The following is a 13,758-nucleotide window of genomic DNA, read 5'->3' on the forward strand; positions in this document are numbered from 1 at the left end:
GCATTATAATTCGCCAATTATAATTTGTCATCAAAATTTCTCAAATTGTCTACGATGATAGAAATGCAGTAAGGAGTGTTTCTCTAACTATGAAGCTGATTGAAGCGAGAAATAAAAAAGGCTTCACGCAAGAACAAGTGAGCCGTGCGATCAACGTTTCGCTAAAGCATTATCAAAATATTGAACATGGTATCAGTGCGCCAACGATCAACATCGCTCTACATATTTGCGAAATTCTAGACGTTGACCCTCGTGAAATTGAAGAGTGGAGAGACAGAAGAAAAGTAGATGAGTTGTGATCGGATATATCATTAAATTGATTTCTCTTACTTCAAACCTAATATATTAATTTGTACAAATTCCCCAATAACAATATATTCTCATAGGTGAATATCTATCTATATAAGTGAGATGAAATTACATGAACAAAGAGATTTTCAATAAATATGAGAATGTAACTTATCAGAGACTAAACGATATTTGTAAGGCTATGAACGCTTCAGTTTTTCCGAAAGTTAGAATTGCAGATGTTTTTAATATTTCTCAAAGTGGTCTGACGAATACTGAATATAGTTTTGCTTTGAAATCTCACTTTGATTTTACGATATATAATAACGATAGATTGTTGCCTCTCTTCGCACTTGAATTTGATGGTGAAAGCCACAAAGGCGAAGTTCAAAAAGAAAGAGATGCTATCAAGAACAAACTTTGTTTACAATTCGATTTACCTTTGCTTCGGATTAATTCAAGGTATTTAGTAAAAAAATATCGGAATTACGATTTACTCAGTTGGTGTGTCGATGTTTGGTTTTCTGCAGAAGCATTCTTTAAATCTCAAGAAGACGGAATTGTTCCTTTAGATGAGATTTTCGACCCACAATCTATTTACTATGACTCAAGTAAAGAAGATATAAAATTCCCAATGTTCATGTCCTATGATATTAGACGATCCTTTAGAAATCTTAATGAACAAGGCAAATTAAAAAGTTCAAGTCCAAATATTTGGATTGGTACAGATTCCAACAAAAATTATTATGGACTCAGTTGGATATATTTAAATGATTCAGAAGGTCTCCTTACTACAAGCGGAATAAGAACACAACAATTCCCAATTTCAGAGTGTGATCTTTTGAATGAGATAATGACCTTCGATCTTTTTGACCAGTATAATGAACATCAACTTTTTAAAATACCAAAACATGAAATCCATAATAAAATTAAAAAGTACGAAGAAAAGTATAAAATAGCATTTTTAAGTGTTGGATAACTACCTTATTACTTTTATAAAAAGCCCAGAGTCTCCACTTGGGCTTTTTCGTGTATGCTTACCAAAAATGCTTATATTAGCAAAGCACACGCATTATTTAGTTTGAATACATATCAAGATAATCACCAATCAAAAGGCTGAATTTCATTCGAAGCTAATCGAATATTTATTACTTTCTAAATGATCTATTTTCCAACTACCATTTTCTTTAGTCATTATATATCTAGCGGTATCATCGTACTTATTCCACATTTCGTACACATACACTTCATATGAACCATCATAAAGCATTTCTGGTATAGAAAGTTCAACACCTATATATTCATTAAGTGGATGCCCATTATACTCATTGTTCACATTCCATCTTTTTGCAATCGAATCAAGCGAATGTATTTTATAATTTGATTGGTAAAAATCATCGGTTATTACACTAAGTAATTCGGATGAGTCTTTATCAATTATTCTGAGTTGATAATACTTTAAAATCGTATTAGCTATTTCATGTTGATCTGAATTTATATTTGCTGTTTTAATATCACCAAGTTTCTTTATGTCATTTTTTAGTTTTACACTATTAATATCAAGTCTCGATATTTTAGAAATTGGAACTATTGAAGCCTTGTTATTATAGTATCCAATTAATAAATCTTTTGAAACATCAAGTACATAAAATTGTTGATAATTATTCGAGTTATCATAATACACATTTGCTATTTTATATGCACCCACTCCTTCAGATAAACTTATTAATTTACCTTTTTGCAAACTAACACCGTATACACATATAAATAACGATGTAAAAAAAAGAAATATCATCAAGTAGTATGCATTTGTTCCATTCGAAATTCGTCTTCGAATCAATTTTAGTTCCAATACACTAAGAAGTGAATTGTTAAATTTACTCACTGGTTGAGTTTCTGGAACTCCATTAGTATCCAGGATTTCTGAGATTACGGCATTTTCTTTCTCGATTTCGCTTATTATGTATGCCTTAACACGAAAGTACCATATAAATAGATATATGAAAGTTAAAATAAACATTACGTGTATTACATAAATATTATAATGGGATAATTCAATTATTATACCAGGAACAATTGCAGGCGGTATCATTTCCAACGCACTTCTGACCGCCCCATTTGCAGATAATCTTAATTTTACTATCCTTTTCTTTTTCGTTTTTTTTCTCCCTTTGCTTATATTACTAATTGGTGTGTATAGGTAAAATGCGACAACGTAACTGATTAATAATGTGCAACATACAAACACACCATTTCTCAAATACAAATCTAAAGTTGTTGGAAGACTTGAGGAAATAATATCAAAGGGACTCAGATCATTAATAAACACAGAATACTTTGCAGTAACAAATAAGAAACCAGAAAAATATATCGAAAAAGTTAGTGCAATTGAAATATCCTTCACAACCTTCAATGTGTCCATCATTGAGCTATTTTTTGGTTCTGGCACTTTTCTCCCCCTCATTTTCATAATTCGACATGTTCGCAATGCATATCAATTAAACGTCAAAACAATTAAATCCTTCTTTAAATCTCTAGATTTTCTTTTACAGAAGAAAAAGACCGTATGCGCCGACGAATTCATCCGCGAGTTCGAGCAGGGCTATAGGACGGAGGTCAACGAACGCGGTTCGAAGCTATCTCAAGGACAGCGGCAGCTCATCTCGTTCGCCCGCACGCTCCTTGCCAACCCGCGCATCCTCATTCTGGACGGAGCGACTTCGTCCATCGACGTGCGGACCGAGCGCCTGCTCCAGAAGGGCTTGAACGAATTGCTCAAGGGGCGAACCTCGTTCATCATCCCGCATCGCCTCTCCACGATGAAGAACTGCGACCGCATCCTATACGTCGCCGACAAAGACACGCCGAATCCGGCTCGCACGATGAGTTGATGGCGCAGCGAGACCGGTACTACAAACTGTATTCCGCTCAGAAGATGGAGGCGTAAGCTTCAGGAGGCATAAACAAACCCCCGATCTCGATTGAGATTGGGGCTTGTATGTGATTTGGAGAATGCACGCATCCTATTCGACGATGCTCAAGTTTGCATTATCCCTTTTTCAATGGAAACCATTATTTAATTTCTGGCAACGGATCAGCCAGGAGCGCCATGACTAGCTGCACGCCGTCTCTCATACCTTGCAGATACAGGCGTTCATTCTCCAACGCTCGCTTCAGATGATGCTGATCCTCCCATGCCATAAACCTTGCAAATTGCGTCTCGTCCATGCCACCGTATAACGCCTCAAACGCTTTTTTCTCTTCTGCACGTACTTGTAGTAACTCAGGATCGCAATTAGTTCGGGCGGATACAACATCCAGCCGCTGCTGAATCGCACTCTGGAACCACGACGGAAAGTCCATCCACCTCTCCCTTTCCTGGTATCCATTCTTTTAGAGCAACTGCTGTCCGCGTCCAACCTTCTTCTGATGGAATTGGACAATCAACTCGTCTACCTTCCGGCTCTGAGCTTGAACAGCCTCATTCTTGAACAAAGGGATCCCCTGCTCCAGAGATTTACTCCCCAGCTCGTTTAACTTTCGTTTTTCCTCCTCATACTTATGAAGTAGATGGTGCATGGTTGGCCTCCTGCTTAATTTGGATGCAAACATATTTTTCGTAAATCCACGAAAATGTAAATTAATTACATTTTGTTGAATACATTATCTGTTGCAGTTAGTATACCAGATTGATAATGGACATAAAAGGAGTAATTTCCTTGAGCGAACAGCCCGTTATCATTAAGCAAATTATCGGGAAAACTTTGAAAGCAATACGAATTAAGCAAGGCTTGAGTCAAGAGGACTTGGCGCAGGAATGCGACGTTGATCGATCCTATATTTCCATGATCGAAGTTGGCAGGAACGAGCCTTCCGTCACAAAAATATTCGACCTCTGCAAAGGACTTAAGATTAAGCCGTCCGACTTTTTCAAGATGGTAGAAGGTGAGTACGAGAAGACTCTAGAGCAAGGATAAAAATCATATAAACATCTAATAGAGCCCGTTGTTTAGATACTTTAATTGTTCACCGATTCCTAATCCACGCAAGGGCACTTTGCACTTCAGCCCGCGGGCTTCGAGTAGCGGGATCAAAAACTGCCTATACTTTTCACCTGCGTAAATATCTACTGTAGAGAAATCCAAATCAATGACTTGACTTGCTGTTTCCTTAGCCCATTTTTTTCGGTCCGAGCTATTCATGTTGTTAAGAGTGACGTCGTATGGCTCTATCACTTGGTTTTTATGAAGCAAACCATATTGGGCAGAAAGCACATACCAATCTGAATATTGTTTGGACTCAATATAACGTACCATTTTCGAAAATAACTGCGACTTCGAATACATTTCCCGAACTTCGCAGGGAAATTCTTGTTTCACTTTTGTGCAGCTTATCAGAGCCACTTGTCTCATTCATATACCGTCCTTATTCAATAAGGCATTTCCAAAGTTAGCAGAGGCTATAGCGATAATTTCTTTCTCAACGGCAGGTAAAGAGCAGGCTAATCCGGATAAGCCCAGTTGACCTTCGTACCATGGCGCGAGATAGAAGTGGATTGGCTCCTTCAAAATAGGTGGATTATAAGAGGAGAACAGCGCCTCTGCCCATCTCTGGTACTTTGATTGGGGTTTCTGATAACCTTCAAAACCAAACAAAACATGACTCAAATCACCGATATGATAGGCAAGTCCATCTCCCCAGCGGGCAAATTTATGCTCGTTCTTTCGAATGTTCTTAATGTTAACGCTGATGTCGTGTCTTACGCCCTTCTTCTCTGCTTTCCCGATATATAGCGGAGTGAAATTTCCCGGGATGCCTTTACCCATAACATAGATAATGCCTTCCCACTGCGGGTTAGCCAGATTCGACTCAATAAGATTTATGACAGCCTCCTCCATCAATCTTGAACGTTTAAGAATCTGTCGTGGGTTATCTTTTACAAGCTTCATTTTTACTTGTACTTGTAAACGCTCATCGGTTTCGAATAGTGGAGTTAACGAATAACCGCCGATTGACAGCAACCAAGGTTCCAATTGGATCATCTTCGGTTCCCTTCATGATTTAATAAAGTAGCTGGGTACGCGTCAGAGGCAAGACTAACTAGTTGATACTCCACCGCTCCTATGGTGCATGGAAAGCCAGGGATCGGTGGTTTTTTAATCATCGAATCCAATACAATCATCAAGTCCACTCTCTGATTCATAAGACCATCCTCGGTCAATAATAGCCTTTGCCATCTGCTATATAGCTTTTTGCCCCCTATTAATCCGGTCAGATGTGATTTCCATCGGGTTACAGGTGCATTACTTCGACCAATGTAAATAGGGATGCAACCTTCATCCGTCCACATGCGCAAAATATAAATAGAATCCTCGAAACTCATCCCCGCAGTTTTCTCTGCGATCATTTGAATGATATTCAGCACATTTATCTTATAATCAATCGTTGAAAATGGTATCACGATTTGCTCATAAGCCGCCATCCATCTGATTAACAAATCCTTCTTCGTCATAAATCCTCCGGGAAATCATCCTACTTCTTGCAGCGAAAAAACAGAAAACCCGCTGATATTGGTACATAAGCGGGTTAGTATTGTCTAATATGCCTGAATACCGAATTTCAGCAATTTCTTTGGAAGAAGGTCATCCAGATTTTCGATATCACGATCGTCTAGCTCGATCAAGTTAAATCCATATTTCGCATATATGTTTAGCTTCTCTTTCTTGCGTTCTGCATAGCGTTCGTTGTTCACTAGGCCCCAGAACTCTATATACACTTTTCCTACAGGCAGGTAAAAATCACAGTAAACCTCTTCTTCCACCGGCAGTCTCCGCTCATAGGCATGTGCAATTTCCGACATGTAAAGCCAGTTGTCGATTAACATCTCTGCACGAGAGCGAACATAATGACCATCCGCCGCGCGATGCTTCGCCTCAAACCTCTCTCTAAATCCGCTCAGTCCCGGCTGTTGAGATTCCATGGGTTCCTCTGCTACATCTTCGTACGGACTCGCTATACCTTGTACGGCACTGATTGTTTCCAAGAGCCTTTGATTTGTGAGGATTCGTTCATCCCAACCGACATACGGGATTCCTGTTTGCTCATACTCAAACTGCTTCCCGCCAAGACTCTCGCCTAGCTTTGTGACGGTCCAACCCTTAAGATTTTTTTGAACCAAACCAAGCTCCGATAAGATCGGATTGATTCTGAATTTTGATATGCTGAAGTGCTTACTGAGTGTTACAGCGGTCACCATTTTCTCTAAGCTGCCCTTGTTCGAAAGAAAGTCCCTGATCGACTCAGTCCAAGCAATATATGCACCATGTTGAGGATGGTTTTTCCTCGTCCCGCCCAGTTCAATACCTTTATCCGTCAGTTCCCATGCTTCGCCTGCACGACAAATGCATCCTTCATCCATCAACCTCTGAAAAAGAATCTTTGCAGGAATGCCCATTTCCTTCGCTAAAGCAGATGTAGATATCATCTTATCGCTCATGTAGTCCTCCAGCGGAATCTAAAGTTACAGTGGTTGAAGCCAATTTCAAAAGCAATTAAATTTAATCGACCCGCATACGATCGAAGGATTTATTCCCCCTCTTCTTCCACATCCAACCGCTCCAGCTGTGTTGCACGATCTACCTCATAGCGATCCCATCGCACGCTCACCTTACCTCGACGACGCTTCTCGCGCCAATCCCGTAGCTGGTCCTCTGTCTCCAGTCGAAGCTCCGCCACTTCTCTCGCACGTTTGAACATATACTCGGATGTTAGCAGTACGCTCTTCACTCCATGCCCTCCTGGGACAATAGGCATTCTCTTGGGGAGCCACTCCTCCACAACCAGCTTAGCGTAAAGCTCAGTTGGGGCGCCCCGGCGCAAAGGAATCTCTTGTATCTGATCTCGCGGCATGACACTCCACGACTTGATCCGTCCATAGTAGTGGATTCCTGCTTGTTCGCGGCCAAATAATGTATTGGATTGATAAATAGCCACATATGCCAGATTAGCCAGATCACCATGCCGCACAAAATGCCGCAAAGGTACATGATAGAAGCCATACGCTAACAAGTCATTCAACTGCTCCGGGCGGCTGAGTGTGCCCACTAGCACCGTTTTCCCACTCAGCTTGTCCTCATAATAGGATTGCGTACCTCTGGGCCGCGTCGAACGCTCGTAGGCTTTCTCAGGGCTATCGAGGATAAGCTCATCCAAGAATTGCTCAACTAGCGACGTCGCGCTTGGCAAGAACGGAAGCGCCCCAACATTCACAAGCGCAATACTCCGGTAGAAACGATGCTCCCGATACTCCTCCTCATTCGAGTACGGAAACAGCACATACGCCCCAAACATCGTATGCTCTACTTCCCGCTGTCCCTGGTCACGAGACGTTGCATACACTATCGCGTCGCGATACCGATGCATCGTATTGATGTCATCCTCCTGTGGACCTGGCGTCTTGTAGGACTGACGATATGGCGTGCCTTCATAGGCTGGATTAATCCGATACTTCGCATCGAATACATATTTATACTCGATCGAAGCATCTTGCTTCTTAAGCGTTAAGACATTATCCGGCCGCTGCGAGACCGTTTCACTTCCATCTCCGGATGGCAGTGAATTATAGTAAAGAGTAAAAATTTCCCCGTTCTTCGGGTTCCGATACTCAATCCGAGAGGCCCGGGTCCGATCCAACGTAACAAATAACCCGCCACGGTTTAGCTTCACTACATCTTGCCTAATCAACTCGTGTTTCCGACTGAGAAGCTCATGGATCTTTAGGAAGCACCAGTACTCATAGAGCTGTGCCAAATCCTTCATCGATAACCGGAACAGATCGTCTTGAATGGCAAGGCCTTTCATCAGCATCAGGTAGTAACGGTATACATCCCGGTAACCAGGTGCCATCTGAAGCACAAGCGATACCGTCATCTGACGCATTTCCCCGACCCGAAGAAAATCTAGCTTCAACAGCCGCTGTAGATCGCTTTGCATCCGATTTAGCTTACTCATGAGTACGGGATCCGTCGCACGTTCCTTTTTACTCAATAGATGTTTTAAGCTACGAAGCCGCTGCTGTACCCGAAGGAGCACCTACCGGACAAACCGATTCTCCATCGTGTCATACTCGATATTTCGTTTGGTCTCGAGTACATGAGTTGGCGTGTATCGCTGTCCTTGTATGTGCAAAAAACCATGTCGATTATCTAATGCGAGGTAATGAGGACGTTTAGCGAGAAAAGCAATATTCTCGCGACCTGCTTTTTTCACCCGGGAGGCGTCCACCAGCCGATTCTCCATCCTCATCCGATGATGCGGGGCACTTTGCATTCGTTCAACCGTCTGCACGAGCTGCTGAAACACATGCTGGAGGATGACGAAGAACTCGGTTAAGCTCTGGTTGCGCGTCTCTTTGAGCCCGGTAAGCTGGTACGTCTTGCGTAGAAAATCAAACGATAAATTATAAATCTGCGCATTGACCTCGCGAAGGATCGCCTCATAATCCTTCTGGTAATCCATCTTCGATGGGAAAATCTCCAGTTGTAAGCGAAACACAGGCTTCCCTTCACGCCGCAACTCGAACTCCGTATAACCGACTTCGTTCTGAAAATTAAGCACGCCACTCAGTAACCGCCTCCCTTTCGGAAGGACTGCCTCACGTATATATTGATTGTCATGATAAAACGTTAGCGACAAATCCTCCACTAACTCGACCACTAGCTCGTATGCCTGAGTCTCATAGAAGAGTGGCTGACAAACGTCTCCGATCTGCCAAGCCTTCAGCTCCCGAAGTTCAGGATCAAATAGATCCATGGAACGGATTTCCAGATCGGAGGTAAGCGACTGCGGCTGCAGACGCGCCTCCACCCAATTAGCGTCGTCTTGACGATGAAGCTGCAACGTATCTACAGTAGGATGGAATGGCTTGCCTTGGAGATAGAGATGAAACCAATTCGTCTCGATACGCAGTAGCTCAACGGCACGGTTAGGAAAGCCAGTATGAGGTGAAACCATCTTCATCTAACCTCCGCAGCATAAAGACGATTTTCCGAGAGGATCGGGGATAGGTCGCCCCTTCTACCGTTTTATTGGCATTTCGCCAAAGCTCCGAAGCATCTTCGTCCAGTTTACTCATATCCAGCTTCTTCACGTTGCCGAGCGTGATCTGGAGAAGCTGTATAAGAACTTGCCGGAACGAGCTGTTGCTGCCTTGGATTCTGGGTAAGATTTTCTGCAGCAACTGAAAATCAAACGCTTCTTCACGCGTCATCAGCTCCGCTTGCTCATTGTAGATCAGATAGAAGCAGATCGTATCTCGAATCCGAAACCCGACATGGGAATGGATAGACTCTAGGATATTGTTGATCGAGACAAGCTGATTCGTCGTCTCTTCGATAAGAGACTTGTAAGTCGAATCGTAAGCATCAACGAGCTGGAGATAGGCGGATCGTAGAAAAGCATTCGGCGCAGGCTGGGCGCTTGCGATTCCTGTACTGCCAGCTGGATATTGATCCAATTGAATGTAATTGAATTCAATCGTGTTCGCGCGGTCAAGTACTTTTTTGCTGAAAGGATGGGTAGTCTCGTCCATATTCACCGTACCGATCAAATACACGTTGTCGGGAATCGGAAGATTGCCAAACTTCTGAAGATCAGGCTCGTGAATGAGGCTCGACTTCCTTATCATTGCATCAGTGACAATACGTTCGTCCTGTCGCGCTTGCGATTCTAGCAGACTAAGGACATCACTAAAATAATGCTCAACCCGGGCTAGGTTCATCTCATCCAAACAGATGAAATACGGCTTCTGCTGATTGGCCGGTTTAATCGCCTCGAGGATTACTTCCGTCAGTGGACCTGGTCGGAAATGCTGATTGAGATCCTTGTAGCCAATCAGATCAGAAGGATCACTCCAATCAGGGCGAACAGGAATAAGTGCGAATTGCCCGTTCTCGCTCGTTGCGCCTAACGCCTCGGCGAACAGCTTTACGAGCTTGGTTTTTCCGGTGCCGGACACGCCGGCCAGAATGACAAACGGCTTCGACTTCAAGGAGAGATAGAAATTCTCGATGATAAGATCGGGGTAGGCAAAACCTTTCTGCGTGATGTAGGTCTTGACTTCAATAAGACGTTCTTGTGTGGTGAGATTGAGCACGGGTTGTTGCTCCTGTTCAGGGATTGAATTTAGGGCCAGATCCACATATTGATTGTAATTGATCACGAGATTCTCAAGATCCTGAAGCAGTGTTTCCTCACTTGGGAGATTATCTCGTTCGTATTTGTAGTATGCGACCGTGGATACTTGATAATCACGGCCAAGTCCACCCGAAGTTAGGGAAATATCCTCATCTTTACGAAGACCATCTAGCGGGAGGAGATTCCTGATTTCTTGTACTTTTTGGCGTAGATAACGATGCCCTACGACGCGCCCATTCTTATTGGCATCCGTTACACCTTGGGCTAACGTTAAATAGACGGTACTCATATCCTCCGAGAACAGATAGACAATGTATTCTCCACTCTGTGTAGACTCTGTAATTCGACGGTCCATAATAGCGATCCATGGGATCGTAGCCCATACCCCCATCCCAACTGAAGCTAGAACTTTCAGGTTGGGATTTTCCTCAATGAAGGAGAAGCCGCGAACTCCTGTCGGGATCTGATTCCGTACATAGTTGCCTAACGAGTTGTTCTTAAGTGGCTCGCTTTTCGCAGTTAAGTACCGCGACATAAGGGAATGCAAAGCATTCCTCAACGAAAAATCAGTTGTCTGTCGCATATGATATCTTTCAAGCTCTTGCGAAGCGAGATCATATAATTTGGTAAGGACATTACTGTCCCAAGAATTATAGAGATTTTCTCTAAAACCAAGGGTCTGCTGTTCATCGTTAAGAGCCAGGATTTTATCCAAAGCTTGGATAGGTGTCGCAATAGTTGATGAAAGCTGATTCGTGGTTATATCGTTCCAACTCATTGCTTGATTTATTGGCGGGTCAACGGGTAATCCGCGTGATTCCCTGTCCCGAAGGAGAAATAAAAAACGTGACTTGATGTTTTGGAGCCCGATCTCTCGTTGTCCTGATTCGTTCATTTCATGCAATAACGCAAGAATGAGGATCATTTTGTAGGACCTTTGTTTATGATTGAAGATGTTGGTTAGAACAGCAGGTAAACTCATGAAGAACCACCTTATTTGTAAAAAATTTCACGCTATTAATCAAAACTTCGACGACAATAGAAGATTCTCCTGCGCTTCCACTATTACCGCAACAAAATGTCATTTCAAGTTGTTCTCGATCATATTTCCCTAATCTTCACAAAAAAAGCGACACCTCAATCGAATCGAGGAATCGCAAAGCTCTCTAAATATTTGACGTAGATAGTCTCGCTAGTCTTTCTTTAAAATACTCCTCTAAGCCTTTATCCGTACAATAGATGAAGCAACCCTTCTGGCCACGAGTCATAAGGGTACGGTAGGTGTTTCGAATGATTTCGTCTGCCAATCTCTCACCTTTCAGTTTATCTTCCTTTATTAGCTTGGAAATTCCTTTAAGTGATTGATCCGTTTTTGCTCTCTGTTTGAAATCCGTGATGAGTTGCCCATCATTAAACCTAAGATCATTGCCTATAATTACTCCTACATAATCAAACTCAAGACCTTGACAGGTATGGATACAACCAGCTTCATGGACGGAGTTGCCATCAATAGCCCAGGTCGCCGTGTTATTGAGATTCCAGCTCATTCCAAAGCCATATTCTTTTATATAAATATCATGATAAGAGGCATCATCTCGATAAGCGCTAGACCAATCCCAACAATATCCGGCCACGATTCTTGATTTATTTTTCCCAGTATTCAACTCCTCAATCTTAGCCTTCATCTCATGAGGGTCAGAAAACACTCGAAAATCATAGTCTATCCCCATGTCATTGGAGTTAGCCGTATCTCGAATACCCAGCACATCTTCCAGCCAACTAATATATCCATCCGAACCATCACAACGGAATTGTGAAGTAAGCTCAGTTCTCGTAACCGATGCTCCAAGCTCCGCTGCGAATTTCTCAATCAGGTCGATACTTCCGATATCCTTTAATGTCACACGTTGTCTCTCATCAATGAAGAATACTGCAAACTTGGATGCTTGAATGACTTCCTTTATTTGATTTTCTCCCAAGTTCTGAAACATACCGGACTTTTCATTTAATCGATGAGCCTCGTCCACTAGAAGAGCGTCAAACTCATTTGCTGGAGATTCATAGTAGCTGCCTGATCCTTTAAAGAGGTTATCGATTCGCGTTTTGCGGAAATCTCCAGACAACTTTGCCGCATAGATGTTCCTAGGGGCGGAATTGCGAGTCACATACTGTGCTACTAGCCCCTTTTGCGTTAATTGAACCAACAGATTAACAGCAAGAACTGATTTTCCCGTGCCCGGTCCTCCTTCTACAATGAGCACTTGTTTCAGTCCCGTGCGTTGAGCCTTGTTGGCGAGTACCAATGCCTCTTCATATACTACTTTTTGTTCGTCAATCATTCTGAACTCGCGATTACCTTTTAACATGCTGTTCAGTGAATCCTGCAACGATTTGGAGGGACGAATTCTTCCCCTTTCAATACGATAGAGATTTTCCTTATCGTCACCATATTTAATATGCGACTTGATAAAGTCTCTTAGTTTTTCCGCATCACCTTTTGCAAAGATGGGGGCCTGATCTATGTAATAGCTATAAATTGGATCTAGTATGGGGTCATCATTTTGTGAAATAGGATAGTTATGAAGATAGGCACAGGGATAAAGCTCTATTTTCTCGCTCTGAACATTTTCGTTGTAATCTTCAATTAAAGTTGAGTAGGACCACACCTGATACGATGGGTGCGGTGTTTCCCTTATTCCTTTATTTAAGAAAGTTTTGACGATAGCTTCCTTCCCGTCCACCTTCTCTATGGAATCCCACTGTTTAAGTTCAATTACCATGACCGAATCCGAGCGATCGTTTTTGCCTGAGATGAGAAAATCGATTCGCTTCGACGTATATGGAACTTTAAACTCGATGGCCACTCCTGCATTCTCCGGAATTTCCGGATCGACAAGTACCCGATACATGTACTGCAACGAATTGTCCCAAGCCCGCACTTCTCCTTCATTTACTTTACCAATTTTCTCTTTGAAATTTGTACTAATATGCTCAACCACATTATCCATAAATACATCCGTAATAAATTCAAGTTTTGTTGCTTCATATACGATCACTACGGTGCCCCACCTTGTTAAAAGTGTTATCAAGATTGCAACTCTCTGGTTCCTACCCTTTCTTCATTACTAACTGGAGAATTGAACCAGAGGAGCTTTATTAATTCCACAGGGAAAAGAAGAGAAGTAAAGCAAATTTGTCTTGTTTATGTCGCAATCGTAGATCGTCATCAACATTGAGCAACCCAATTCTTTAGAATATAGATATGATTAATTCACA

The 13,758-nt window shown here is 42.3% G+C and carries 13 protein-coding genes and 2 pseudogenes; 4 read left to right on the forward strand and 11 right to left on the reverse strand.

The genetic code is table 11. The features are described from left to right. Nucleotides 1–89: 89 nt before the first annotated feature. A complete protein-coding gene (locus H7C19_RS05035) occupies nucleotides 90–299 on the forward strand; it encodes a helix-turn-helix transcriptional regulator (protein WP_185141485.1) in 210 nt (69 codons plus the stop codon). Between the two features lie 122 nt (nucleotides 300–421). Next, on the forward strand, nucleotides 422–1,267 hold the full coding sequence (locus tag H7C19_RS05040) for a DUF2726 domain-containing protein (protein WP_185141486.1): 846 nt from the start codon (nucleotides 422–424) through the stop codon (nucleotides 1,265–1,267). Between the two features lie 144 nt (nucleotides 1,268–1,411). Here H7C19_RS05040 and H7C19_RS05045 read toward each other — a convergent pair whose 3' ends face one another. Beyond that, nucleotides 1,412–2,737: a hypothetical protein gene (locus tag H7C19_RS05045; protein ID WP_185141487.1), complete on the reverse strand. Its 1,326-nt coding sequence runs from the start codon at nucleotides 2,735–2,737 to the stop codon at nucleotides 1,412–1,414. A 109-nt stretch (nucleotides 2,738–2,846) separates the two neighbouring features. On the opposite strand from H7C19_RS05045, the pseudogene H7C19_RS05050 reads away from it, so the two are divergent. After that, nucleotides 2,847–3,235 (forward strand): annotated as a pseudogene (locus tag H7C19_RS05050) (ATP-binding cassette domain-containing protein); the annotation flags it as partial. A gap of 125 nt (nucleotides 3,236–3,360) precedes the next feature. Here the strand turns inward: H7C19_RS05050 and H7C19_RS05055 are convergent. Both H7C19_RS05055 and H7C19_RS05060 read right to left on the reverse strand, forming a co-directional pair. Continuing rightward, nucleotides 3,361–3,651 carry a hypothetical protein gene (locus tag H7C19_RS05055; protein WP_185141621.1) on the reverse strand — a complete coding sequence of 97 codons (291 nt, stop codon included), beginning with the start codon at nucleotides 3,649–3,651 and terminating at the stop codon, nucleotides 3,361–3,363. Nucleotides 3,652–3,681: 30 nt separating this feature from the next. Then, nucleotides 3,682–3,867, reverse strand: coding sequence for an aspartyl-phosphate phosphatase Spo0E family protein (locus H7C19_RS05060; protein WP_185141488.1), 186 nt, complete (start codon nucleotides 3,865–3,867; stop codon nucleotides 3,682–3,684). 140 nt (nucleotides 3,868–4,007) lie between these two features. On the opposite strand from H7C19_RS05060, the gene H7C19_RS05065 reads away from it, so the two are divergent. Beyond that, nucleotides 4,008–4,265, forward strand: coding sequence for a helix-turn-helix domain-containing protein (locus H7C19_RS05065; RefSeq protein ID WP_246469310.1), 258 nt, complete (start codon nucleotides 4,008–4,010; stop codon nucleotides 4,263–4,265). Nucleotides 4,266–4,280: 15 nt separating this feature from the next. On the opposite strand, the gene H7C19_RS05070 is transcribed toward H7C19_RS05065, so the two are convergent. From H7C19_RS05070 to H7C19_RS05100, 8 genes and pseudogenes are all read right to left on the reverse strand, one after another. Beyond that, a complete protein-coding gene (locus H7C19_RS05070) occupies nucleotides 4,281–4,700 on the reverse strand; it encodes a DUF6884 domain-containing protein (RefSeq protein ID WP_185141490.1) in 420 nt (139 codons plus the stop codon). Beyond that, nucleotides 4,701–5,330, reverse strand: coding sequence for a hypothetical protein (locus tag H7C19_RS05075; RefSeq protein WP_185141622.1), 630 nt, complete (start codon nucleotides 5,328–5,330; stop codon nucleotides 4,701–4,703). Further along, entirely contained in the window at nucleotides 5,327–5,800 is a 474-nt protein-coding gene (locus H7C19_RS05080) for a GIY-YIG nuclease family protein (RefSeq protein WP_185141491.1), read from the reverse strand. Before H7C19_RS05080 ends, H7C19_RS05075 begins: the two co-directional genes overlap by 4 nt. An 84-nt stretch (nucleotides 5,801–5,884) precedes the next feature. Then, entirely contained in the window at nucleotides 5,885–6,784 is a 900-nt protein-coding gene (locus H7C19_RS05085) for a glycerol kinase (protein WP_185141492.1), read from the reverse strand. An 89-nt stretch (nucleotides 6,785–6,873) separates the two neighbouring features. Further along, a complete protein-coding gene (locus H7C19_RS35170; RefSeq protein ID WP_313731401.1) occupies nucleotides 6,874–8,193 on the reverse strand; it encodes a nuclease domain-containing protein in 1,320 nt (439 codons plus the stop codon). Beyond that, nucleotides 8,170–9,306 (reverse strand): annotated as a pseudogene (locus tag H7C19_RS35175) (DUF2357 domain-containing protein); the annotation flags it as partial. The pseudogene H7C19_RS35175 and the gene H7C19_RS35170, both read right to left, overlap by 24 nt. Then, nucleotides 9,272–11,464: an McrB family protein gene (locus H7C19_RS05095; protein WP_185141493.1), complete on the reverse strand. Its 2,193-nt coding sequence runs from the start codon at nucleotides 11,462–11,464 to the stop codon at nucleotides 9,272–9,274. The gene H7C19_RS05095 and the pseudogene H7C19_RS35175, both read right to left, overlap by 35 nt. Before the next feature lie 184 nt (nucleotides 11,465–11,648). Then, nucleotides 11,649–13,538, reverse strand: coding sequence for a DUF2075 domain-containing protein (locus H7C19_RS05100; RefSeq protein ID WP_185141494.1), 1,890 nt, complete (start codon nucleotides 13,536–13,538; stop codon nucleotides 11,649–11,651). Nucleotides 13,539–13,758: the final 220 nt, after the last annotated feature.

This window comes from Cohnella nanjingensis (assembly GCF_014212125.1).
Classification (GTDB): domain Bacteria; phylum Bacillota; class Bacilli; order Paenibacillales; family Paenibacillaceae; genus Cohnella; species Cohnella nanjingensis.

Coding starts and splice junctions, on each gene's coding strand:
- H7C19_RS05035 (WP_185141485.1), top strand. CDS start 90: ATGAAGCTGATTGAAGCGAGAAATAAAAAAGGCTTCACGCAAGAACAA.
- H7C19_RS05040 (WP_185141486.1), top strand. CDS start 422: ATGAACAAAGAGATTTTCAATAAATATGAGAATGTAACTTATCAGAGA.
- H7C19_RS05055 (WP_185141621.1), bottom strand. CDS start 3,651: ATGGACTTTCCGTCGTGGTTCCAGAGTGCGATTCAGCAGCGGCTGGAT.
- H7C19_RS05060 (WP_185141488.1), bottom strand. CDS start 3,867: ATGCACCATCTACTTCATAAGTATGAGGAGGAAAAACGAAAGTTAAAC.
- H7C19_RS05070 (WP_185141490.1), bottom strand. CDS start 4,700: ATGAGACAAGTGGCTCTGATAAGCTGCACAAAAGTGAAACAAGAATTT.
- H7C19_RS05075 (WP_185141622.1), bottom strand. CDS start 5,330: ATGATCCAATTGGAACCTTGGTTGCTGTCAATCGGCGGTTATTCGTTA.
- H7C19_RS05080 (WP_185141491.1), bottom strand. CDS start 5,800: ATGACGAAGAAGGATTTGTTAATCAGATGGATGGCGGCTTATGAGCAA.
- H7C19_RS05085 (WP_185141492.1), bottom strand. CDS start 6,784: ATGAGCGATAAGATGATATCTACATCTGCTTTAGCGAAGGAAATGGGC.
- H7C19_RS35170 (WP_313731401.1), bottom strand. CDS start 8,193: ATGGCACCTGGTTACCGGGATGTATACCGTTACTACCTGATGCTGATG.
- H7C19_RS05095 (WP_185141493.1), bottom strand. CDS start 11,464: ATGAGTTTACCTGCTGTTCTAACCAACATCTTCAATCATAAACAAAGG.